At 34.4% G+C, this 24,813-nt stretch carries 21 protein-coding genes; 3 read left to right on the forward strand and 18 right to left on the reverse strand.

The annotated features are described in order from the left end of the window. Positions 1–66: 66 nt before the first annotated feature. The 7 genes from BKP45_RS01605 to BKP45_RS01635 form a co-directional block, all read right to left on the reverse strand. Positions 67–1,350: a voltage-gated chloride channel family protein gene (locus BKP45_RS01605; protein ID WP_071388106.1), complete on the reverse strand. Its 1,284-nt coding sequence runs from the start codon at positions 1,348–1,350 to the stop codon at positions 67–69. A 215-nt stretch (positions 1,351–1,565) separates the two neighbouring features. Continuing rightward, entirely contained in the window at positions 1,566–1,976 is a 411-nt protein-coding gene (locus BKP45_RS01610; RefSeq protein ID WP_245747359.1) for a DUF421 domain-containing protein, read from the reverse strand. Positions 1,977–2,393: 417 nt separating this feature from the next. Further along, positions 2,394–3,209, reverse strand: coding sequence for an ABC transporter ATP-binding protein (locus tag BKP45_RS01615; protein ID WP_071388107.1), 816 nt, complete (start codon positions 3,207–3,209; stop codon positions 2,394–2,396). After that, positions 3,209–4,240: a FecCD family ABC transporter permease gene (locus tag BKP45_RS01620; RefSeq protein ID WP_071388108.1), complete on the reverse strand. Its 1,032-nt coding sequence runs from the start codon at positions 4,238–4,240 to the stop codon at positions 3,209–3,211. Before BKP45_RS01620 ends, BKP45_RS01615 begins: the two co-directional genes overlap by 1 nt. Further along, positions 4,237–5,271, reverse strand: coding sequence for a FecCD family ABC transporter permease (locus BKP45_RS01625; RefSeq protein ID WP_211272939.1), 1,035 nt, complete (start codon positions 5,269–5,271; stop codon positions 4,237–4,239). Before BKP45_RS01625 ends, BKP45_RS01620 begins: the two co-directional genes overlap by 4 nt. Before the next feature lies 1 nt (position 5,272). After that, complete coding sequence (locus tag BKP45_RS01630; protein WP_071388109.1) at positions 5,273–6,340, reverse strand: iron-siderophore ABC transporter substrate-binding protein; 1,068 nt, start codon at positions 6,338–6,340, stop codon at positions 5,273–5,275. Positions 6,341–6,512: 172 nt separating this feature from the next. Further along, positions 6,513–7,109 carry an MSMEG_1061 family FMN-dependent PPOX-type flavoprotein gene (locus tag BKP45_RS01635; protein ID WP_071388110.1) on the reverse strand — a complete coding sequence of 199 codons (597 nt, stop codon included), beginning with the start codon at positions 7,107–7,109 and terminating at the stop codon, positions 6,513–6,515. Between the two features lie 262 nt (positions 7,110–7,371). Between BKP45_RS01635 and BKP45_RS01640 the strand changes: the two genes are divergently transcribed. Next, positions 7,372–8,490 carry a helix-turn-helix domain-containing protein gene (locus BKP45_RS01640; protein WP_245747396.1) on the forward strand — a complete coding sequence of 373 codons (1,119 nt, stop codon included), beginning with the start codon at positions 7,372–7,374 and terminating at the stop codon, positions 8,488–8,490. A 728-nt stretch (positions 8,491–9,218) separates the two neighbouring features. Next, complete coding sequence (locus BKP45_RS01645) at positions 9,219–10,223, forward strand: DUF3231 family protein (RefSeq protein ID WP_071388111.1); 1,005 nt, start codon at positions 9,219–9,221, stop codon at positions 10,221–10,223. 330 nt (positions 10,224–10,553) lie between these two features. On the opposite strand, the gene yhbH is transcribed toward BKP45_RS01645, so the two are convergent. From yhbH to BKP45_RS01665, 4 genes are all read right to left on the reverse strand, one after another. Then, positions 10,554–11,726: a sporulation protein YhbH gene (yhbH, locus tag BKP45_RS01650; protein ID WP_071388112.1), complete on the reverse strand. Its 1,173-nt coding sequence runs from the start codon at positions 11,724–11,726 to the stop codon at positions 10,554–10,556. Between the two features lie 652 nt (positions 11,727–12,378). Further along, the gene (lepB, locus tag BKP45_RS01655) at positions 12,379–12,966 is read right to left on the reverse strand and encodes a signal peptidase I (RefSeq protein ID WP_071388113.1); all 588 of its coding nucleotides are present in this window, start codon (positions 12,964–12,966) and stop codon (positions 12,379–12,381) included. Positions 12,967–13,159: 193 nt separating this feature from the next. After that, entirely contained in the window at positions 13,160–13,579 is a 420-nt protein-coding gene (locus tag BKP45_RS01660) for a universal stress protein (RefSeq protein WP_071388114.1), read from the reverse strand. A gap of 355 nt (positions 13,580–13,934) precedes the next feature. After that, positions 13,935–15,830 (reverse strand): PrkA family serine protein kinase, encoded by a 1,896-nt coding sequence (locus BKP45_RS01665; protein ID WP_071388115.1) that lies wholly within the window; start codon positions 15,828–15,830, stop codon positions 13,935–13,937. Positions 15,831–16,052: 222 nt separating this feature from the next. On the opposite strand from BKP45_RS01665, the gene BKP45_RS01670 reads away from it, so the two are divergent. Beyond that, entirely contained in the window at positions 16,053–17,918 is a 1,866-nt protein-coding gene (locus tag BKP45_RS01670; protein WP_071388116.1) for a transglycosylase domain-containing protein, read from the forward strand. Positions 17,919–17,973: 55 nt separating this feature from the next. Here the strand turns inward: BKP45_RS01670 and BKP45_RS01675 are convergent, their stop codons facing one another. From BKP45_RS01675 to BKP45_RS01705, 7 genes are all read right to left on the reverse strand, one after another. Continuing rightward, positions 17,974–18,531, reverse strand: a complete 558-nt coding sequence (locus tag BKP45_RS01675; protein ID WP_071388117.1) for a DUF5366 family protein — start codon at positions 18,529–18,531, stop codon at positions 17,974–17,976. 65 nt (positions 18,532–18,596) lie between these two features. After that, on the reverse strand, positions 18,597–19,070 hold the full coding sequence (gene trmL, locus BKP45_RS01680; RefSeq protein WP_071307785.1) for a tRNA (uridine(34)/cytosine(34)/5-carboxymethylaminomethyluridine(34)-2'-O)-methyltransferase TrmL: 474 nt from the start codon (positions 19,068–19,070) through the stop codon (positions 18,597–18,599). Positions 19,071–19,434: 364 nt separating this feature from the next. Beyond that, positions 19,435–20,325 carry an amidase domain-containing protein gene (locus BKP45_RS01685; protein WP_071388118.1) on the reverse strand — a complete coding sequence of 297 codons (891 nt, stop codon included), beginning with the start codon at positions 20,323–20,325 and terminating at the stop codon, positions 19,435–19,437. A 158-nt stretch (positions 20,326–20,483) separates the two neighbouring features. Then, positions 20,484–21,014: a methylated-DNA--[protein]-cysteine S-methyltransferase gene (locus BKP45_RS01690; protein ID WP_071388119.1), complete on the reverse strand. Its 531-nt coding sequence runs from the start codon at positions 21,012–21,014 to the stop codon at positions 20,484–20,486. Positions 21,015–21,079: 65 nt separating this feature from the next. After that, the gene (queG, locus tag BKP45_RS01695) at positions 21,080–22,222 is read right to left on the reverse strand and encodes a tRNA epoxyqueuosine(34) reductase QueG (RefSeq protein WP_071388120.1); all 1,143 of its coding nucleotides are present in this window, start codon (positions 22,220–22,222) and stop codon (positions 21,080–21,082) included. A 379-nt stretch (positions 22,223–22,601) separates the two neighbouring features. Further along, complete coding sequence (locus BKP45_RS01700) at positions 22,602–23,324, reverse strand: helix-turn-helix domain-containing protein (RefSeq protein WP_071388121.1); 723 nt, start codon at positions 23,322–23,324, stop codon at positions 22,602–22,604. 134 nt (positions 23,325–23,458) lie between these two features. Next, positions 23,459–24,673 (reverse strand): PocR ligand-binding domain-containing protein, encoded by a 1,215-nt coding sequence (locus BKP45_RS01705; protein WP_071388122.1) that lies wholly within the window; start codon positions 24,671–24,673, stop codon positions 23,459–23,461. Positions 24,674–24,813: the final 140 nt, after the last annotated feature.

Raw genomic sequence — 24,813 nt, forward strand, 5'->3', positions numbered from 1 at the left:
AGTTAAATAAGCGCAACACTACGATAATATGCGATTATCGTAGCATACTCTCCATTTTGTTCTTCACTAGCACCCATTCCTTTTCTTTTGTTCAACATCTTTAATCGTTTTTCCATTAGCAATTTTATAAAGACGACTCTTCGGTACATATATCATTTGAGAAGGCCACAGTCCGTGGTGACCTGAAAATAAATAACTCGTTAAGCACGCAACGAAAAGAAATTCAATTCCTTGTCCATCAAACAGCTCAACCCCCAAAAGGAAAGCGGCTATCGGAGTATTGGCCCCCCCACAAAACGTTGCAATCATCCCTAAGCCGGCCAGGAAAGACATAGGGAAGTCAATAAAATGATATAAAGTATTACCTAACGTTGCCCCCATAAAAAATAACGGTATTGCTTCCCCGCCTACAAAACCAGTCCCTAGAGTTACCGCTGTAAAGACGAGCTTAGCCAGAAAGGCATAGGGAGGAACATCTTGTTTAAATGACTCTTCTAGCATATCTAAACCACGCCCATTGTAATCATAGGAACCGACTATAAATGTTAAAGCAACAATAATCATTCCTCCAATGAAGGCTCGTAATGCATGGTTTTTCTTAGTATATTTTTCTGAAACCTTATGTATTCCGTGTCTTAATTGGCTATATAACACACTTACCAGACTAAAAAGAATGGCTAATAAAATGACTTTTGCAAATGACATAAGTGATAGTTCTGGCACAGATTGGATAATAAATGTTTCATGTTGGGTACCCCAAACTTTCTCGGCCGTATAGTGACCTACAAAACTTGATACTAGACAAGGAACAAGTGCTTTGTATTTCATCTTTCCTAAAGTGACCATTTCCATTCCAAAAATAGCACCCGTAATTGGTGTACCAAAAGCTGCGCCGAATCCAGCGCTAATTCCACTCATCAATAAAATCTTGGTATCGATAACGTTTACTTTAAAGAACCTGTTTACAGCTTCGGCGACACTTCCTCCCATTTGAATGGCCGCACCTTCTCTGCCTGTCGATCCGCCAAATAAAACTGTCATAAATGTTCCTAAATAGACAATAGGTCCCAACCTCCGTAGTATCTTGGCCTTACCATGAACCGCCTCAATTACAAGATTATTCCCTTTATACAATTCAGTTCCAGCGCTCGTTCCTAAATTCATATATATGTAACCTAGAACCAATCCTGCTAAAGGAAGACAAAGAATTAACCAAGAATTTCCTTCCCGTGTCTCTCCAAGAAAATCATTGGTATATAAGAGGAAGGCTGTTGTAGAGCCAATAATTAAACCAATAATTGCTCCAAAAAATATCCATTTGAAAAGAGTTAAAAAAAGATTTTTATACATTTAAGTCCACTTCTACTTTCTCATTTCAGATGATTTTGAGGTTGTTGTTCATGCTCCTTATGTAATACTTCTGTAAAAAGGTTCTGTGACATACTTGACCCGATTTCTAATGTTTTGGTTGGTATATTTGGGCTAGCCGTTTGAATCATAGATATCAATATCTGTATATCCTCTTTTGTAGCGGGTTGCTTTTCAGGTTTAAGTAGATAGCCTAATTAACAATTTGATTCGATCGTAGCCCACTGTACATCACTTATTTTTTGAATACCTAGTTGTCTCATTCTTACTTCAAGCATATCAACGGATAAACGCATTTTTCTTAAATGTTCCTCATTAATCTGACCATTTTTAACAACCATGACTGATTTGCTGTAAAAAAAATTTTCAAGCTTGTCGTTTTTCAATACGATATATTCAATAAACAGGAGTGTAAGGACAAGTAACAAAGTAATAATCAACGTAACCCAAATATTTCGATTCCGCTGAATGATTAATGAACCAACGGCAATCATCATGACCGTCTTTGCAACAGTCAACTGTGAAATTGATTTTCTACCAGCCAGCCGCAAAATAAGAACCCCACCAAAAACAATAACAATAGCTTTCCATATAAAATGTAAATCCAAGTTATGCTCTCCTTCCAAAGCATTTTACTGCTTTAATATTTTTAACTGAAATAATTTAAATATGTAGAAATGAACACGCAAACTATAAAATTGAAAAGGTATGAAAATAATCAGTTAGTAGGTAAAAATGCGTCCGAATACTGCAGGGGGGGTTATGTTCGTTTATTTATGGACCAAAAGGATTTTAAGGAGGTAATTAATTAGGAAGTTGCAGAAGTTAGCTAAGTCGAAGAGTGATTTAAAACAAAAGAAAAATGAACTTAGCGTTCAACAAAGTTATTGAAGTCAGTAGCTTGACTGAAGTGATCGTGCCGATGGCGCCTGGAGCTAGACAGTTTTCAAGTTAGAAATTTATAAATTGTGATTACATAAAAAAAGTCCTCACCCACAGCTTTCAACTGTTAGTAAGGATTTTATTTAAGAATACATTCGCAATTTATTATGATATCTTCCAATTGGTATTACAGAAGGAGAACCCGAAACAGGGTCTCTTATTACAGTGCAATGGAGACCAAAAATATCCTCAATCAATTTACTTGTAATAACCTTTGAGGGTCCGCCCTCTGTGACAAGCTTTCCTTTATGAAGAGCAAAGATATGGTCTGCATAACGTGCGGATAAATTGATATCATGAAGAACCATTACAATTGTTGTTCCCCTTTTTCGATTAAGATCTGTTAACAAGTCAAGAATTTCGACTTGATAAGTAATATCTAAATAGGTTGTTGGTTCATCAAGAAACAATATGTCTGTTTCTTGCGCCAATGCCATTGCAATCCATACACGCTGCCTTTGACCACCTGAAAGCTCATCAATATTTCGATCGGCAAATTCAGTGATATTCATAATTTCCATTGCATCAGCAACAGCTTCATAATCTTTTTTTGTCCAACCTTTAAGAAACGTTTGGTGTGGGTATCTTCCTCGTCCCACTAGATCTGCGACCGTTATTCCCTCAGGAACAATTGGTGATTGAGGTAAAAGTCCTAACACACGAGCCAATTGTTTTGGGGGAATTTTATTGATTGGTTTTCCATCTAAGGTAACTTGCCCAGATGTAGGTTTAATAAGCTTAGCCATCGTCTTAAGTAGTGTAGATTTACCACAACCGTTGGCTCCAATAATAATGCTTATTTTATTGCTTGGAATTGAAATACTAACATCATGTAAAATTGTTTGGCTATCGTATCCAGCAGTGATTCCTTCAGATTGGAAAATATGTGTTGGTTTCATTATAAATCTCCCTTTCGATTGATTCGGATTAGCAAGTAGATCAAGTAAGGCGCACCAAGAATTCCTGTGATTACACCTACAGGGTATCTAGCAGTAAATGCGAATTGTCCAATAAGATCTGATGCTAAAACTAAAATGATCCCAACAAGACCGGCTGGAATAATGCATGAAAACCCAACACCAACTAGCCTTTTTGCGATAGGACCAGCAAGAAATGCGACAAATGCGATTGGTCCTGTTGCCGCAGTAGCTAAGGCAATGATAAGTACTGAACTGATAACAAGTACAAGTCTTGTTTTATCAGTATTTACTCCAAGAGAAGTTGCTGCTTGCTCTCCAAGTTCTAACATATCTAATCGTTTCCCGAAGACGATGACTATAGGAGTAAATATGAGAACAGTAATGATAAGAGGATAGAGATTCTCCATATTAGCCCCATTAAGACTGCCACTTAGCCATCTCATTGCAGTAGGAAGATCGTGTTGCTTACTAATAAGTAATAAATAGGAAATGACCGCGTTTAGCATTGCTTGAATTCCAATTCCTATTAATATTAATCTACCAATAGAAAAAGAAGTTCCTTTCGATAATAGAAATATAACTAAAACTGTAGCAAGTCCACCAACAACAGAAGCAATAGAAACAACCATATTACTTGCATGTAGTACAATGATACAAAAAACAGCAGCTGCACTTGAACCAGCTGTTATTCCAATGACATTTGGGTTTGCTAAAGGATTTCGCAGCATTGTTTGGAAGATATATCCGCCAACTCCGAAGGCAAATCCAGCAAAAACACCTGCAACCATTCTTGGAAAACGTATCGTGCCCACTGCAAATGATGCACCTTTTACTTCTTCTCCGAGTAGAACACGTACTACATCCTGAACGGGATAAATCGTGTTACCTAACATAAGCATCGTGCAGCAAAGAGCTAAGGCGATGCTTGCAAGTAAGGCAGTCACAAGTATAAAACGGCGACGTCTCTTTGTTCTACCTGCTATAATAAGATTCATAGTTTCATTCATCATAACGCACGCATTTTCGCTTTCATAGTTAGTAAGATTAAAATAGGAGCCCCAATAAATGCTGTAACTATACCAACTTCTAACTCACTAGGACTCCCAATAATCCTACCGCTTATATCTGATATAGTTAAAATAATGGCTCCTGTTAAAGCTGACATAGGGATAATATAGCGTAAATCTGGTCCAATAACGAGGCGTATGACGTGAGTAGCTAATAACCCAATAAACCCAATGGGACCCGCTAGTGCTGTTGCTGCAGCACACAATAGAACACCACCAAAAGCCGCAATAAGTCTAAGCATTCCAGTACGTACTCCTAAACCTTGAGCAACTTCATCACCTAATGCTAATGCATTCAGTCCTGGAGCCGTAAATAATGCTATTATTATTCCTAAAATAAGAAACGGAATAAAAGTAGAGATCAAGCCCCAGTCTCCTGATCCAACACTACCAACTTGCCAAAATCTAAATTGATCCATAACATTTGTGCGAGGAATCATTATTGCGATTACTAGAGAGGATAATGCTGCACTTGTAGCAGCCCCCGCTAAAACGAGTTTAAGGGGCGTGGCACCACCACTCCCCATAGAACCAATTCCGAACACAAAAATGGCAGTTATAATTGCTCCTACTAGTGCAAGCCCAATAAATTGACTAGCCGAACTAATATTTAAAAAGGAAATCCCCAAAACTACAAAGAGAGCTGCCCCTGTGTTGACTCCTAAAATACTAGGATCTGCAATAGGATTACGAGTAACTGATTGCATAAGAGCTCCAGAAACTCCTAATGCAGCACCACACATCAAACTAAATACAGTCCTAGCAATTCTTTGGCGAACAACATTTGCTTCGTGGGACTGTACATCTGGGTTAAATAAACCATTCATTAGTTCAGTCCATCCAATTATACGAGAGCCAAAGGCAAGTGATGCCAATACACATATACCGAGTAAAATAATAAGAAGAATCAGAACTCTTATAAAATTTTTCGGCATAAGTAACTGCTTGTTTTCTGAAACGGATGAGTTAAACATTTTATTTTAACTTGCTAGCTGCTTCTGAAATTAAACTTACATATTCATCAATTGTATACTCAATTGAAAGTGGATTTGGATTTCCAGCCGCTGCTAACGGAGTGTTATCTCCAATAACTGCAACAGATCCTCTTTTGATTGCTGGAACTTGCCCAAGAATTGGATCAGCTTGCAGTGCTTGCAATGTATTTTCATCTCCATATGTGATTAAAACTTCAACATCATTAAGTGCATCTGCATTTTCAGCACTTAATTCGATATAAAAACTATTTGGATCAGCAATATGAACCTTAAGACTTTCAGGGTATTCCATTCCTAACTCACCAAGGAACTCCCCACGCGGGTCTGCAGGTGTGTAAACATAAAATTTAGATAAATCTGTCGCATTAATCATAGTAAATGCAGCTTTTTTACCTTTAATTTCTGGATACTTATTTGCAGTATCTTGAATTAATTTCTCTGTATCAGCAATAAGTTGTTTACCTTCTTCTTCCATTCCCATACCCATGGAATTGAATTTAATTTGATCGCGCCAAGAAGTTACCCAAGGGCCAGTTTCATATGCTACTACTGGAGCAATTTGACTTAAAGTATCATAATCTTCTTGAGTGATTCCTGAGTATGCTGCAAGAATGACATCTGGATTAGCGTCTGAAATTGCTTCAAAATCTAAACCATCAGTATCTTGGAAGAGATTCGGATTTTCTTCACCTAGTTCTTTTAATTTCTCTGCAGTCCAAGGTAACATTCCGCTTTCATCTTGAACTCCATAGTTAGCAGCTGAAAAACCTACAGGCACAACATCAAGAGCAAGAACAACGTCATGATTTGCCCATGAAATAGTAGCAACGCGCTCAGGTTTCTTTTCAATTACTGTTTCCCCAAATGCATGCTTGATAACGATTGGATATTCATTTGTTACCTCTACAGAATCAGTTGTTTCCGTGTTAGTCGGCTCGCTCGTTGTTGGTTCTGAACTTGACTGCTGACCAGAGCAACCAACTAGTGCAAACATAAGCATTGTAATCAGTAGTGTTGCAATTAATGAAATTTTTCGTTTTAGATTCATTTATATACCCATCCTCGTCGCGTTTTTTGATAATGATTATTAATATCATTTATTATAGTTTTTAAAAACAGTTTGTCAATGAAATTTCTTATATAACTTAGGAGCGATAGTTAATAAAGTCGGTTACAAATTATTCCTATTACATTTTGTTTCATTTTACATTCGTTATTAACTATTTCTTTAATTCAACCCCATTTATTTTTAAATGATCATTAAATACCTCTAATATTAATGGAAGATCCTCTGATTTTTGCCATGTTGAAGTATTCCAGATATTCGATTCCTTTAATGCTCTAGGGCAATGAATATAACATTCCTCTACATCTATTCCTATCCCTAGTAATGGAGTTTTACCTTTTAAACTCATTTTATCTAAGATTTTTTCATCTTTAATAATCGTTGCTCGCCCGTTAATACGCAGCACCTCTTCTAATCCTGGAATTAAAAATACAAGACCCACATTAGGATTAGATAGTATATTTATAATTGAATCTAGTCTTCTATTTCCAGGACGATCTGGTATTACTAATTGATGTTTATTTAAAATGCTAATAGTACCAGGCAAATCACCTCGTGGCGAAACATCACATTTTCCTTCTCCATTGGCTGTGGCAAGAAAAAAGATTGGTGACACAGATATCATTTTTTTGCAATGCTCGTCTAAAAAAGGAATACTTTTCTTTACTATCAATTCATGCGGCTGCCCGATAATTTCTCTAACTTCCTCCTCTAATGTAATTGCACTACGTGAAAAATTTACTTTCTCCATCAAATCAACTCTTTCTTAGGCTTTTAACAAAGTAAATTCAATTTCTAGCATAAGATGTCTCTACCTTTGTGTCTGCTAGTAATAATAACCAGTCGACCAACTAAATAGTAACTAGAATGAACAACTCAGTTTTGAGTTCTAAGTAAAATTTAACCCTCAAACGACACTTTCAAAAATCAGAAAAATCATACTGGCTGAAAACAGAAAATCCTATCTTAAGAATCATTTAAAAGGTTGAACTCAAGTGCAATGTTAATTGTATATGATAATCATTATCACAGGAATACCTGCACCTAATTTAATTATTTTTGCAACTCATCTAATTGAAAAATATAAAATGATGGAATATACTTTCTTTAAAAGGAGAATGAATGAAAGAATGATCATAACGTCTTACCAACAATCTAAGTCTACAATTTTAGAAAAACTAACTTTTACTAAAATTGAATTTGAAAATTATACATTATACACGAATAAAACTAGACCTGAACTTGGTTACCTTATTAATCATTCAAGAGAAGGTTATTATGATTTACTAATTGCTGACTATACAATACCTGAGGATTTCTCGCTGATCTTTGATAATCCGGAGTTATTAATGCGGTTTGGGGTAGTTTATGAAGGTGAAACACAGTTTAAGATGGAAAATAATCCTGTATACTCTTTTACTCCTTCATCATTTTTTGTTCTTGAAAAAGATCTTAAAGTTACAACGACGTGGAAAAAAGGACAACATTTTCACGGAACCGAAATAACTATATTCGAAAATTATTTTAACGAAATTTTAAAGCCTAATTTTCCAAACATCATTGATTTTCAATCATTAATTAAGAACTATACTTATATTTATCTACCCTTGGATATTATTGATATCATTGGCCAATTACAATGTTTAAATCACGAAAATTCTTTAACTAGCATTTATTTAGAAAGTAAGATTTTAGAGTGCATCGCTATATTAATAAATGAAGTTACAAAATCTAAGGAAAATGCTTTTACAAATCAAATTGACTATGGAAATATCCAAGTTGGTTCCAACAGAATAATGAAACTAACCTTTTCTGACATTCAGGCCATTAAAAAAGCCCATGATATTTTACAAAAAAATTATTGTAATCCCCCTACTATTAAAGCCTTAAGTAAGATGGTATTTTTAAATGAACAAAAGTTGAAGGCTGGATTTTCGAAGCTTTATCACACATCCATCGGAGAATATATAAATAACCTAAGAATGTCTCTTGCTACAAATCTTTTATCTACCACCGATTTAAGTATTGAAGAAATTGCTCATAAAGTTGGTTATAACTACTCCGCAAACTTTTCTAAAATGTTTAAAAAAACTTATGGAAAAACTCCGTTAAAATTTAGAAAGACAAAATAACGGACAAGGACGAACTATAAAAGAATTGCTAGATTGCTTCATGGAAGTAGCCCATGAAGCAAAAAGGAAGAATATCTACACTCACTATTCACTGTCATCATTTATTACGGCATAGTAATCGTCAAATACGAAAAGACGATCACTTTGAATGGAATCGTCGCTTTGGTGCTAATTCTTTACCAGTATCGTTGAACTGCGCAGCAAGAGATCCTGTTATAACTGATAGGTCTTGTTCAACTAAAGGTCAGTTAGTTGAATAAGCAATCTTCTTTTTTATCAATTACAGAGTTCGAAGTTAATTGTAAATCCTTTTAAATTTAATTTCACTGGATAAATTTCTTTACCAGTTAGATACTAACTCTAGTGTTATTTTTCAACACTAAACTCAATGTGGAGGGATATACTTTGGATATTCTTTTTAGTTTATTCTCAAGCGTAATTACTGCGGGAGTTAGAGTAGCATTCTTCTTTAGCAATATCATATTCAGATTAAATACGATGTTAAGGATGCAATCTCTAAATTAAATTATTGAATATTCATCAAGTATTACCTTGTGTACATTGTTTACGAAAAAGGCAAGCCAAGTATTTTGCTTGCCTTTTTTAGTTAATACACATTCATACTTATATAAATAACTCTCAAGAATTCAAACTTTACATTTCCTTTATATTTTTTAAAAAGATTATATTTCTCCTAATTAGTAAAATATACTTTATGAGGTGATTTTATGGATAAAGAGGATTTAAAGCTCACATCTGCTGAGATAGGGACTTTGTGGGCAGAATATGTTAATGGTACAGCTGTTGATATTATAAACAAGTATATGTTATCCATTATAGAAGATGAAAAAATAAGAACACTTTTTGAGGATGCGATAAGTACATTTGCAAAACAGAAAAATCAGATAGCTACGTTTATTGAAAATGAGGGATTTACTGTACCAATTGGATTTACTGATTCAGACCTTAATAAAGGGACAAAAAGATTGTTTTCGGACATTTTTTGTTTACACTATTTACACGTTATGACATTACATGGTTTATTGGGACACATAACATCACTTAGTGCCTCTGTAAGAAAGGATTTGAGAAATTTTTATGATTCATGCGATAATGACGGAAAAAGAATGTATCATCAAACGATAGAATTACTGTTAGAAAAGGGACATTTTCAAAGAGACCCTTACTTTTACCCTGAAGCAACTCCTGAATTTATTTCAGGTCAACAATTTTTAGATGGCTACTTTGGGGACAAACGACCTTTAGCTGCGACTGAAATTATCAGTCTTTCGTTTAATTTGAAAAAGAAGATATTGGAGAAAACTCTTTCTATTGCATTTAGCCAAGTTGCCCAATCTAAAGAAGTAAGAAAATTTTTGGAAACATCGCAAAAGACCTCGGATAACCAAATTCAAGCACTTAGTACTATATTAAAGAAAGATAATTTGCCTGTACCAATGTCTTGGGAAACAGAAGTCACAACTTCTCAGGATTCTCCTTTTTCAGATAAGTTAATGTTGTATCATATTGGTTTCCTACTACAAACCGCACAAGCCTATCATGGAACTGGACTTGCTTCTGCAATGCGAACTGACCTTGCCGTAACTTATGAGAAGATTATATTGAAAAACTTGATGGTGACAAAAGAATGGTTCAATATAATGACGCAGTATAAGTGGTTAGAGGAGCCTCCACTTTCTCCAAATAGAAAAAACCTTGCAAAAGACAAATAATTAACCAATTAGCACCTCTTGTTAATGAGAGGTGTTTTATTTATGACCAAAAGTTCTTACTCAACAAAACTGCTCGTTTAAGTTCATTTTTTCACAAACCATCTAAAAATGAAGATATTTATTGCACAGTATTTAGTCTACTGCGCAATAAAAGATTCTGTTATAAATGAAAGTTCTTTTAAAGACTGTTTCTACGAGATTACTGTTTTGTTTCATAAACTAAAGCAATCTCGTACCTACCGAATAAGAACCGATTGTTGATAACCTGAATTTAATTATAAAAAATCCTTACTACCAGCACTCAACTGGCAGTAAGGATTTCTCCTTTTATTAAACCATCGCTCCTTCTTCTTCCTTCTTAAAGAAGCTCTTCAACGCTCGATACACATCGCCTTTTTCTTTTAATATATAATGACGGAATCTTTCGTCGTTAATATTTTTGTAGGCGTTCATAAGTGTACTATGACGATTGTATTGGTTCACCTCACCATACCCAAACATGCTTGATATTTCCATTAATTCGTTAACGAGCTTTAGGCAACGTGCATTATCGGATGTTAGGTTATCACCATCAGAAAAGTGGAACGGGTAAATGTTATATCTTGAAGGCTCATATTTTAAATTTATTAATTCTAATGCCTTTCGGTAAGCACTTGAACAAATCGTACCTCCGCTTTCACCCTTTGAGAAGAAGTCTTCTTCAGATACTACCTTTGCTTCTGTATGATGTGCTATAAATTCAATGTCTACTGTTTCATATTTCGTACGAAGAAAACGTGTCATCCAAAAGAAAAAGCTACGTGCCATATATTTTTCCCATTTCCCCATTGATCCTGATGTATCCATCATTGCTAATACAACTGCTTTAGATTCAGGCTTGACGATTTCATTCCACGTTTTAAACCTTAAGTCATCGTTGTGAATTGGTGCGATTCCTGGTCTACCTTCCATTGCATTTCTCTTAAGAGCTGATAGGATTGTGCGCTTTTTATCAATATTACCCATTAATCCTTTTTTACGAATGTCGTTAAATTCAATATCTTCAACAATAATATTATCCTGCTCTTTTTGCTTAAGATTAGGCAGCTCTAATTCCTTAAATAACATGTTTTCTAGCTCCATAATTGAAACTTCTGCTTCATAATAATCATCCCCAGCTTGGTCGCCGGCACCTTGGCCTTTTCCTGGACCTTGCTTTTGATCTCCACTTCCATCTCTTGCTACAACATCTCCTACTTCGCTGTCTCCATCTCCTTGACCTACATGTTTGTTTTTATCATAGTTATAGCGAATTTTATATTCATCTAGAGATCTTATTGGGATTTTTATGACGTCTCGGCCGTTGGACATAATAATATTCTCTTCACTAACTAAGTCTGGTAAATTTTTTGTAATTGCGTCCTGTACTTTTTCCTGATGTCTCTGCTGATCCTGATATCCTTTACGGTGAAGAGACCAATTTTCTTGAGAGACAACATAATTTTTGTCATTACCGCCTTTCATCCATCATTCCCTCCTCTTTGTCGAATTTATTCCATTACCATTACATTTGGCAGGAATATAGAGCTTAAACATTTTACATTACTAACTAATACTTAATACTATTTCTGAAGTTTCAACAAAAAAATTTTTTGGGTTTTAATCACATTTTTGTTATCTCTTGCATATAAATAACTCGACGGAATATAGTTGTGTGAATTTCTAACATGTCTGAAGAGAAAAATATTTTATTTACTCTATCCTATGCAGAGGCTTACTAGAGTTGACAAGAATTTCTGATATTTCTTTAAATTCTTGTTTGGACAAGTATCCTAAACAATGAATAAAGGAGTTTATTAAAACGTAATAATCTGGACATGCCGATGTCATCTTTGACCGCAATCTATGTGCTTTTTGCGTCTGACAGCAACGCTTCGAAGTAGGCTTCCTCGAAGCATTGTTTTGTGCGACGAGTAACCGCAGGAGCAATTGTTTTCCGTGCGACGAGTAACCGCAGGAGCAAAGTAGCGTGAAGCATAATCAAAGAAGCAAATCCAGAAGTCAGAAACTTGACTGAAGTGATCGAGCTCATAGTCTGCTTGCGCTAGACAGTTTCCGAGTTAGAAATTTATAAATTCTGATTATAAAGCAAAAGATCGCACATGGGGTGCGATCTTTATTTAAGTTTTCGAAATTCTTTAATTGGCCAGTATGCAATATCAGCTTTCCCTACAATGTCATCAAAGGAAATAAAACCAATTTGTCTACTATCAACACTATTACGGCGATTATCACCTAATACAAATAAATGATCTTTCGGTACATATTTTTCTCCTGTCAATTCTTCTAAAGTAAAATCATGTGTATATGGATACCTTTTGTATACATCCGTTATTTCCACTAAATAAGGTTCATCTACCGCTATGCCGTTTACATATAGAACATCATCTTTATATTCAATGAAATCCCCTGGAAGACCAATAACACGCTTAATATAATCTGTAGTTTCGTTAGCATGAAACACAATCATATCGAATCTTTTTGGTGCACCTATACCATATCCAATCTTATTTATTATCACTCTGTCACGATCTTGGATTGTCGGCATCATGGAAGAACCATAAACGATATAGTTAGTAAACAAAAAGCCTCGTATCGCCACTACTAATACTAGTACAACCACTAGTGTTTTCGCCCAACTTATGATTTCTTTTTTTACTTTTTTCCTTTTTTCTATATTTTCTAATCGTCTATTTATCTCCATTTGTCCACTTCCCAAATTTTTAATAAGAAAAATATTAAATATGCGCACGATCAATTTTCTAAAAATTATTAATATGCTCATTTTTACCATTTTTTATTTATTTAAACGTGGGGTAAATGAAAAATGAACGTTCGTTCCAAGAATTGTCTAAGTTAAAAAACACCTATCAAAAAAAGATAAGTGTCTCTATGTATTACTTTACAATCATAACAGGACAGTTTGCTCGCTTAGCCACTTTATGACTAACACTTCCTAAAACCATCTCTTGAAGAGTGTTCAGTCCGCGACTTCCAATAACAACTAAATCATATTGATTTTCATTAGCAAATTTCACAATAGTCGGCCCCGGTTCTCCATGAACTAAATGAAATTTATGAGAGATATCGTCTTTTACTAACATCTCCTCTATCGGTCTAAGTTTTGCCTTTCTTTGCTCAGTTATAACTTTTACATCAAAATTACTTAATACATCAGATTTAGATGTTGAACCATCAATAACATAAATAACTTCTATACTACTTTCATTACATATTTTAGATATTGCCAAAGCTTTTTCTGCTGCACGAATGGAATGTTCAGAGCCATCTGCTGCTAACAATATTTTTTTAAACATTGTAATTCCTCCCCCTTTTCAACTCTAATATATTATATCTACTCGATAACATGCATTATCCATTTTACTCCAAATAATTGTTTCTTCATACAGTGTTACATCTCCTACTATACTTAATAAATTTTAATAATTTTTTCTCGACTTGAAACAAGCTAATACTACAGATTTTTTATCTTTTCAAGAATACAAAGTCAAAAGAATACTTGAACAACAGCATACCTTTTACAGTGCTCCCTTCCTTAATAAGAGGAAAGATAATAGGCTTTAATAATTTTCAATTTCCCAACTTAAAAAAGTTGACTCTATAGTATCAGTTCTTGTGAAAAAAACTGATACTATGAGTCAACTTCCTCATTTATCTATTTAACAAACTACCTACATAACGTAGCAATTCATTAGCTGATACAGAATTGTATCCATGCTCGTCGATAAGTCTTGCAATTACTTCATTAACCTTTTTCAGCTGATTTTCGTCAGGTGTTTTGGTCGATGTAGTAATCTTGACTACGTCTTTGAGATCAGCAAATAACTTCTTCTGTATAGCCTCTCTTAAGCGCTCATGTGAATTATAATCAAATCTCTTTCCTTTACGAGCATAAGCGGAAATTCGAATGAGTATTTCTTCCCGGAATGCTTTTTTCGCATTTTCTGAAATGCCAATTTGTTCTTCAATTGAACGCATTAACTTTTCATCTGGATTCATCTCATCTCCAGTTAATGGATCACGCAGTTTATTTTTATTACAAAATGCTTCAACATTATCTAAATAGTTATCCATCAACGTCTTAGCTGACTCTTCATAAGAATAAACAAATGCCTTTTGAACTTCTTTCTTTGCAATTTCATCATATTCTTTTCTTGCTACAGAAATGAAATTAATGTATCTTTCACGGTCTTCTTTAGATATAGATGCATGTTGATCTAATCCTTCTTTTATAGAACGTAATACATCCAATGCATTAATTGACGATAGTTCTTTGCGAATTATTGCCGAGGAAATACGATTAATGACATAACGTGGGTCGATTCCTGTCATACCTTCATCTTGGTATTCCTTTTTCATTTCCTCAACGTCTTGTGTATTGAATCCTTCGACAGTTTGCCCGTCATAAAGCTTAAGTTTCTTGAGAACATCTACGCCTTGTTTCTTTGATTCTTTGAGCCTTGTTAAAATAGTAAAGATAGCAGCAACCCTTAATGCATGTGGAGCAATATGAACATCAGAAATATCACTATCTTTAATCATCTTCTTATAAATCTTTTCTTCTTCAGAAACTCTTAAGTTATAAGGGATTGGCATAACAATAATTCTCGAATGAAGGGCTTCATTTTTCTTATTTGAGATAAATGATTTATACTCTGCTTCATTCGTATGAGCTACGATCATTTCATCTGCTGAGATTAAAGCAAATCTACCGGCTTTAAAGTTCCCTTCTTGGGTTAATGATAATAAATGCCATAAAAACTTCTCATCACACTTCAACATTTCTTGGAATTCCATTAAACCACGGTTAGCTTTATTTAGTTCACCATCAAATCGGTAGGCACGTGGATCTGACTCTGAACCATACTCAGCAATCGTTGAAAAGTCGATACTTCCAGTTAAATCCGCTATATCTTGAGACTTTGGATCTGATGGACTGAATGTACCAATACCAACACGGCGATCCTCTGAAAGCAAAATTCTTTGGACGATCACATCTTCAATTACACCGCCATACTCCTGTTCCAAGCGCATCATATTGAGAGGAGAGAGGTTCCCTTCTACCTTTATTCCATATTCATTATAAAAATCTTCCCTTAAATGATGAGGGATTAAGTGCAATGGATCTTCATGCATTGGGCAGCCTTTAATGGCATAAATAGCACCATCTTCAGATCGAGAGTATTTCTCTAAACCTCTTTTCAGCATTGAAACTAAGGTTGATTTACCGCCACTAACAGGTCCCATTAGTAATAAAATACGCTTTCTAACATCTAACCTTTTAGCTGCTGAATGAAAATATTCTTCTACCAACCTCTCGATAGCTTCTTCTAATCCATAGATTTCATTGCTAAAGAACTTATAACTTTTCTTCCCATCAACCTCTTCAATGCCAGCATCCTTTATCATATTATAAATACGAGAATGTGCTGTCTGCGCAACCTCAGGCTTCTTTTTAATGATTTCTAAATATTCACGGAACGTACCTTCCCAAGTAAGTCGTTTCTCTTCTTCTCGAAACTCTTTAAGTCTATCTAAGATACTCATTAAATCCTCCTCCCAATCTATCTGCTTAAATTACGTACTTGATTTAATACTATGCGCTAAATAACTTGTTCATTCACTAATCACCTTATTCCATATAAAAAAAATAACAGTTCTAAAGTCTAAAATGCTAAAATAAAAAGTAGTTTTTATTATTAATCGCTACTAAAGGACTAGAAAATCAAGTCTAGTGGTAGTAAAAAATTTCTAGAAAGAGTGAGTTTGTTGGGAAAAATCCTAGGTTTTTTTCTTATTTTGATCTTTATTAGCGTTTTTTCATTTTCCTTCATTGGTTTTTCAAATGAGTTAAGTCAAGTTCAGACTATAGAAAGCCTTTTAGGAGAAAAAGTAACTACTTATGATTTTTCTCTACATAATAATAGCTATATATATGATTCAAACGGGGATATAATTTCTGAAATTTATAGAGAGGAAAATCGTATTTATATTTCTTATGATGAGATACCACCATACTTTATCGAAGCAATTATTGCCACAGAAGATCGACAATTTTTTTCACATAAAGGTTTTGATATAACTGGTATTGCTAGAGCTTTTTTGGTGAATGTTGAAAACCAATCAGTTGAGCAAGGCGGAAGTACACTTACACAACAGTTAGTTAAAAATATTTATTTAACAAATGACCGTACTTACAATCGTAAACTTACAGAATTGTTGTACGCCTTTCAGGTTGAAAAAATGTTTTCAAAAGAAAAAATTCTTGAACTTTATCTAAATGCAATATTTTTCCAAAATGGCGTTTATGGTATCGAAGCTGCCAGTCAATTTTATTTATCGCGTTCTGTTAGTGAACTTTCATTAGCTGAAGTAGCCTATTTACTTGCAATACCAAACAATCCGACTCATTATAATCCTTTTATCAACCCCGGTAATACAACCGAAAGAAAAAACTGGATATTAACTAAAATGCTGGAACTACAATTCATCACGAAAGAGCAGCACAATGCTGCTAGAGATAGAAAAATAACATTAAACCCATCAAAAAAAATCGATCTCTATCCAGATTACGTAACCTATATCCATTATGAACTTGAACAATTAGTTGGGGAAAAAGAGGGATATAATCAAAAGATTGAACGTGCCTCTACAAATGAGCATAAAAATCAATATATAAGCCGTCGCAAAAAACGTGTAGAGGAACTGCTTTCAAGCGGCATTGACATTCATACATCACTTCAACCAAAAAAGCAAGAGAATATTTACCAGGTCATCGCTAAGCACATCCCCAATCAGAGTATACAAGGTGCTGCCGTCATAATTGATCATCGCTCAAACAATATTGTTGCAATTAGTGGTGGAAAACAATACAAAAAGTTTGATTTCCATCGTGGTTTTCAAGCATTTCGCCAACCAGGATCATCTATAAAATCACTACTAGTATTTGGTCCATATTTATCAGAAAGGAATAGCTCAATCAATAATTCCATTAACGCTTCGAATTTTTGTGAAAATGGTTATTGTCCAAGAAATTACGGTGGGACTATCTATGGAAATGTAAGGTTAGAAACTGCCTTTAAACATTCTTACAATACAGCTGCTGTTCGAATGCTTGACCAAATAGGGATCGAAACGGCTTTTTCTTACTTCTCTAAATTGGGTTTCACAAAAATAGTTGAAGAGGATTTCAACTTACCTTCAGCCTTAGGTGGACTCACATATGGCGTGAGCCCGTTAGAAATGACAACAGCCTACACTATATTTGCCAATGACGGGATGTTCCAAAAAGCAAGGGGCATTGAGAAGGTATTGGATTCAAACGGAAAAGTATTACTAGAGTGGGATAAACAGCCACAGCAAGTATGGAATAAAGAAACCAATTCTAAAATGAGAAGTTTACTAAATAAAGTCATCACTGAAGGAACAGCAAGAAAAGCTTACTTTAACTCCGGGAATAATTTTATTGGAGGGAAAACAGGGACAACCAACGCTTTTTTTGACCTTTGGTTTATCGGACTTAATGAAGAGTATACAACAGGAGTTTGGGTTGGGTACGATCAACCGAAAAGCCTATCTCATATAAATTCACGTGCTCCTCATTTACTCATTTGGCGCGATTTAATGCAAGACTAAATCCAAAAAATGTAGAATATTAGATTATTCGAAAAACTAACATTCTACATTTTTTCTAAATTGGCAAACTTGCTAAAAAACTGTTATACAGTTTGGTCATGGCATATGATACTGAAAGAACAAACGCAAACCAAAAAAAGACGTGAAAAAAAACCATGCCTATTAAGCCAATCGAAGATAAAGACGAACTCACTTTATAAACAAAGAAAACAAAGTAACTAAGGGTAACTACTATTAAAATGATCAGAATAAACATTATATGATAAAACAAAAATAATGATACGACACTACCTACTAGGTAAAGCCAAGAGCCTGATCGAATTTTTGTTAGCTCTACTCCCTCTTTATCATTTGAAAAAAATAGAAGTGAAAGTTCAATCATTGTATTAGCAATCAGCTTTAAAGCTGCAAATACCATGAAGAAAAATAATAAAAGTAAAAATAATAGTGTTAATTTTATCCCACTCTCAGAAAACACTTCCGTCATTCCTTGGTAAACACCTAAATCATACAGCTTTTGAATAATGATTCCTTCGACATATAAAGATAAGGAAGTACTAAACAGAATAATTGAAATTAACGGGAAATGGCTAGTTAAATATGTATTTTTCAAAAAAAATCTTTCCTTTACTTTAAGTATCCTGAAAAAGAGCTGACGTGTAATGTCAGCTCTTTTGTTTAAGTTAAATCCGGAAAATTCCGTTGTCGTAATGCCTCATACACTAATATAGCTGCAGTATTTGAAAGGTTTAAAGAACGAATTTTATCTGATTGCGGAATACGTAAACAACGGTCTATATTCGCATCTAATAAATCCTTAGGTAAACCTGTTGTTTCACGACCAAATACGAAGAAATGATCACTCTCTAAATTACTATAATCGAAATCAGTATAATTTTTCTTTCCTACTGTTTCAATAAAGTAAAAGTTTGCCTCTGGGAAAGTTTCAAATAATTCATCCATCGAATCATAATAATTAATTTTTACATTTGGCCAATAGTCGCACCCTGCTCTTTTAAGCATTTTATCGTCTGTTGAAAATCCTAATGGCCGAATTAAATGTAATGACGTATTAGTCCCTGCACAAGTACGAGCAATATTTCCTGTGTTTGCTGGGATTTCGGGTTGATATAAAACGATATGTAATCCCATTTTTTCACCTCTATTTCTTAACAAATTATCCTTTTATTATGCTTAGGAAAACTTTGGCTTTTCACCAAGTCCTAAATAGCGGAAAGCTTTAGTTTTAATTTCTTATGGCGCAAAGAAAAACTCCCACTGAAGGAAGTCTTTTTATTATAGCATTTCCAACTAGTTAGGAAAAAGATAATTTTTTTAACGTATTATAGCCAGAGGCCTCCTTCCTTTAAAATATACCCATAAAAAAAGAGGTACTAGTTGTGTTTAACTGATTACAACTAGTACTGCTAAATTATCTTAATTTAATAAATTTCATATTGAAATTCCTAATATACTATTATAGTTACACCAAACCGGTCGTAATTATGAAATATACTCATTCAATAATGTGAAAGAATTTATACTTTATATTCGGAGTCCAGGCAGTAGAATCTTCGTAAGCCCAATACCTCATTCGACTATTTGTTGTTTGTGCATTGACTAACGGCATATTATTCTCATCTTTTGCAACAACAATTGTTGTATGTTGCCATCTACCATCTCCACTAAAATCATAACAAATAACGTCACCTTTTAGTAATTCCTCAGGTTTTGATACTTCTTTAGCTCTTAGGCCAACTTTTGATCCACTTAAATGCCAACGTAATGAATGGGCAACTGCCCAACTAAAGCTCCAATTTTTATTACGATACCACCAACCTTTGCTACGATTTGGATGCCCCGTCATCGGAGTACCTCCTGCATGGATACACTGGGAAACAAAGTTAGTGCAATTATTCTCAAATTTTTTATAGTTAGGATTGTAACCATTCCACCACCGTTCAGCATAACGTACAGCTTCTAGTCGTGAGTATGCGTATCTATATTCTTCTTCTAAACCGTCACGCTCTTGGGTTGGTGGTAACTCGTTGTTCAGTAATAGTTTTTCATTTAAACGGCAATAATCATCGATTAATTCTTCTGCTGAGAAAATTGCCCGCCTTTCTTCTTGCCTTTCTTCCATATAAAACTTACTTTTTTGTTTTATGAGATGCTGATAATGTACTATATAATCAACTTGTCTAAGACCATCAATTTTTTGTGCACTAATGACCCTACCATCAACAATCGATTTAACTATTTTAGCTCCCCTATCTTCTAAACCATCCTGTTTTCTTTGAAAAGATTGTTGTTCATCTTCTCTTATATAACCATTTCTTGCAACATTCATAGTATATGAACTATTTAACAACTTAATATGTTCTTTTAGCTCATTTAACCAGCTCATTAAAAACCTCTCCTTTGACGTTTTTTCTGCTAATTAAATGTATGTTCACTAAAACAGTTACATGATGTTTATCCCAGAACTTTCCACCTTCATTGATCGGTTACCCAATATAGCCTCTAATAAGTACGAAAAAAAGTGACTACGTAAACGTAATCACTTTAAGAAATCTTTTTTATAGAACCTTCAATTTCTAACAATATTTCTTTTTTCTCAACACCGCCACCATAGCCAACGAGAGCACCATTGCTCCCTATCACTCGATGACATGGAATAATGATTGGAAGAGGGTTTTTATTATTTGCCCCACCAATAGCTCGAACTGCTTTAGGAGCTCCGATCTCTTTTGCTATTTGTTTATAAGATTTTGTTTCACCATATTCAATGTTTCTTAATGCTTCCCAAACAAGGCATTGAAATTTCGTCCCTATCAAATCAATTGGCAAATCAAATGTAACTCTTTTTCCTTTAAAATACTGAGTTAGTTGAGTAATGACTGGTTTTACTTTTTCATGGTTTAAAGACAATTCACCTTTAATAAAATTTTTTTTCATCCAGACTTTTATATTGGTTAAAGCCTGTTCTATGGATCCAAATTCGATTAAACAAACCCCTAAATCACTGCAAACAATCGTTAACGGACCAAGTGGGCTATCCATTTCATCATAGAAAATGGCCAATCTCTTTTCCATACTTTCCCCTCTTTTCAATCCAGTCTTGTCTTAATAGTACTTGACAATAAAATCCTTTTCCACGGTTAAATATTGTGATTTTCAAGCAAATTCAGCCCTTTTTCAATCTCACGTAGCACATCTGCATCTTTTTCTCTCTCTTTCGCCACTTTTAGTATTAATTCGGATTTTTCTGCTGCTATTTTACCAATTGCCCAAGCCGCCGTCCCTCTAATTACCGGTCGCGGATCTTCTTTTAGCAGCCTTTCAAGATCTGTAATAGCATTGACATCTTTAAAGTGTGCAAGCGCAATAATTGCATTTCTCTGGAGTGGTTTTTTCCCACGCCAAGCTCCGGATAGAAGACCATATGTTTCTTTGAATTGGCGATTACTAATAAATAATAGTTCCTTTAGTAATGGTTTTACAACTTCAGGATCTGGTTCCATTTCATCATGTAAATGAAAGTCCTTCCCTTTGTTTTCTGGACATACTTGCTGACATGTGTCACATCCGTATATTCTGTTTCCAATTTTTTCTCTATATTCATCGGCCAAAAACGTTTTTGTTTGTGTTAAAAAAGCAATGCACTTATTTGAGTCCAACTGTCCACCTTGAACGATAGCACCTGTGGGGCAAGCATCGATACATTTTGTACACGAACCACATTGCTCAGTAATTGGAGTATCTGGTGGCAAAGCTAATGTAGTAATAATTTCCCCTAAATATACATACGACCCAAACTCTTCAGTGATAATTGAACAATTTTTACCACTCCAACCAATCCCAGCTCTTTGGGCCACTGCGCGATCAGATAATTCTCCTGTGTCGACCATTGAAACCACCCTAGCATTAGGTGCTTTTTCTAAAATAAAGGCTTCTAATTGCTCCATTTTACGTTTTAGAATTTTATGATAGTCTTCTCCCCAAGATGCTCTACAAAATAAACCTCGCCTTGCACCTTTTGTACTTAACGGCGCATGTTTCATCTTTGATGGGTATGCTAAAGCTATTGCAATTATCGACTTTGCCTCCGGGAGCAAAAGTTCCGGGTGAACTCGTTTATCAATATCAGGTTCTTCAAACCCTGATTGATACCCTAAGTCTTGTTGGTTTATTAGCTTATCTTTGAGATCAACGAAGGGATCAGCAGATGCAAAGCCAATTTTATCAATTCCGATACTGATACTATATGCAATGATTTCTTGTTTTAGTTGGGCTAATGTCACCGTAATCCCTCCTTTTATTTTATAATGTATCTTACTTAATGAATTCTATAATTGTTTAGTTTCTCGTTTGATTACATTTTCCCATTCAAGCATTTGTGGTATACATTTCCAAACAAACGTAAATAATAGAAAAAGTAGTGAACTCTTAAACTCAGAGCCACTACTCTATTAATGTCAGTAAACTTACAATTAGCACAGATACTTATTTTACTGATGTTATAAGATCAAGTCAATGACTTCATTTTCCCATAAAGTTTAGTGGGGGGCCTGACCCTTAATCCAGATAAAGCTAAACTTCAATCAGTGGGGGCTTACTTCCCCTTAAGAGTGGGACAAACAATTAACCTTATGTTCTTTTCATGTAAAAGCTTTATCTTTTCTAACTCCAAGCTGTATGTTTATTCCTGTATTGACTAGGTGTCATACCTTCTACCTTTTTAAATACTTTAGTAAAATAACTTGGTTCAGTATAACCTAATTCAAACGAGATATTAATAATTGGAATTTCAACATTTCTTAATAACTCTTTGGCTTTTTCAATTTTTCTTTCGGTAACATAAGTAACAAAATTTTTACCTGTTTCTTTCTTAAATACTTTACTTAAATAATACGAACTAATCTCAGTTTTACCTGCTACATATGAAAGTGTTAAATCCTCATGAATATTACTATCAATAAAGTCAATTATTGAGGCAACTTTGCTTTTTATTTTTCTTTTATTTTCATGTATAGGTTCATCACATATTTCTTTATTAATATTAGCAAGCAATAATTTTGGCCTTAAAGGCTTCAATAAATATTGTGATACTCCTAATTTTTGAAAAGTTTCACGTATATAATGATCATTCGTCATTGTATAAACAATAATCTTTTGCCACGGTTTTTTCTCTTTTATAATTTTCGTGCAGGTTATTCCATCTAATTCAACTAAGCGAGTATCTAAAATTAATAAATCAATGTTATTATTGTCTATAAGCTGGATTGCCTCTCGCCCAGATTCTGTTTCGAAAACAATTATTTTTTTTTGAAACCGCTCCTCTAAAAGTAATCTCAAACATTTCCTTTGTATAGGCTCCAGGTCAGCAATAACAACTTTTTGCATCCTATTCCACTCTCTCCTTATAAAGAAAAGCGTAAGCGCCTTACTTGCCCCGATTATTACATTCGCGGCTAAGCGTTGGAGCTAGACACCTTTCCAACTTTATAATGATACTACTTATCTTTAAAACACTTAACTTAATTGACATAAGGAATTACAATTGTTACAACAGTTCCTTTGTTCTCACTACTTTCTAACCTTATGCTAGCTCCTCTAGAGTACCTCTCTTTCAAACGTTGTTGTAGCATTTTCAAACTGCTTGCAGAAGTTTGAGCATCATCATTTAAGCTTAGAACACTTTCTACTATCTGTTTAGACATACCTTTACCATTATCTTCAATAGAAATAACCACTTCATCATTTTGGGTTTGAACACTTATTTTGATCATTCCAAAACCTGGCTTAATCTCCAACCCGTGGACAATTGCGTTTTCAACGATTGGTTGTAATAACATTGATGGTATTACTATCTTTTCAGCTTCATCAACAACACTAATTTCATAACTTAACCTATTTCCTAATCGAGTTTTTTGAAGAAATAAGTAGTTCTCTATATAAGACAATTCTTCTTCTATTGATACATCTTTACTAACGTTCGTCATTAAATACTTGACTATATCACTCAAGGCAAATGTTACTTCACCAGTTTTTTTAGCCTTTTCTAAAAAAGATAGATTGCCAATCGTATTTAAAGTTTGAATGATAAATTGTCGGTTGTCCTGTGTTTGCATTATTTTAAGCTCAGCAGCATCCAGAGCAGATTGTAAACTATCTATATCATCATCTGATTGAACTAATCGCATGGATTGTTGTTGCAACTCTTCTTTGGCTGCATTTACATAACCCTTTTCAGCTATTTTCTTCGCAATCGTAAACATTAAATTTGCTGCTGACTTAATCTTTTTAAATGGAACGATTGGAATTTGTGTATAAGCCTCAATTAGTTCTACGTCCTCTTCAATATTAATTACTTCATCAATAATACACTTAACATTTGGTACTTCCTCCGAACTAACTACTTGACCACCCATAATTGCTCCTAGGTACTGACCATCGACAACAATTGGTGCCGCAAAAGCAATAAATCCAGAATGGCACAAAAATATATACGGTTTGCCAGTTCTCGCAGCTTCTAGCCCTGCTCTTGAATCACACTTTTCACATAACTCTCGAGTCTCTTCACGGCTCCTTATTATATGACAATACTTTGAACAACCACTATGTTTAGTAATTGGTTTTCCACGAAAATCAACTGTGATTGCAGCAAATCCTGTTGCTTCTGAAAAATCATCTTGTATTCTTTGTAACGTTTTTAAATTAACTATATTTTCAAGATGTAATAAAGTCTTCATAATCGTTGCCTCTCTCCAAAAAGGGGTCATTATTAATTAACACTACATCGTTTAATTAAGGAAGTAAACACGATTCACAGCTCAAATTCCGACGATTTTATGATAAAATTCCCTTCCATAAGGCTAAGTAATCCATTTTA

It is taken from the genome of Anaerobacillus alkalidiazotrophicus (genome assembly GCF_001866055.1).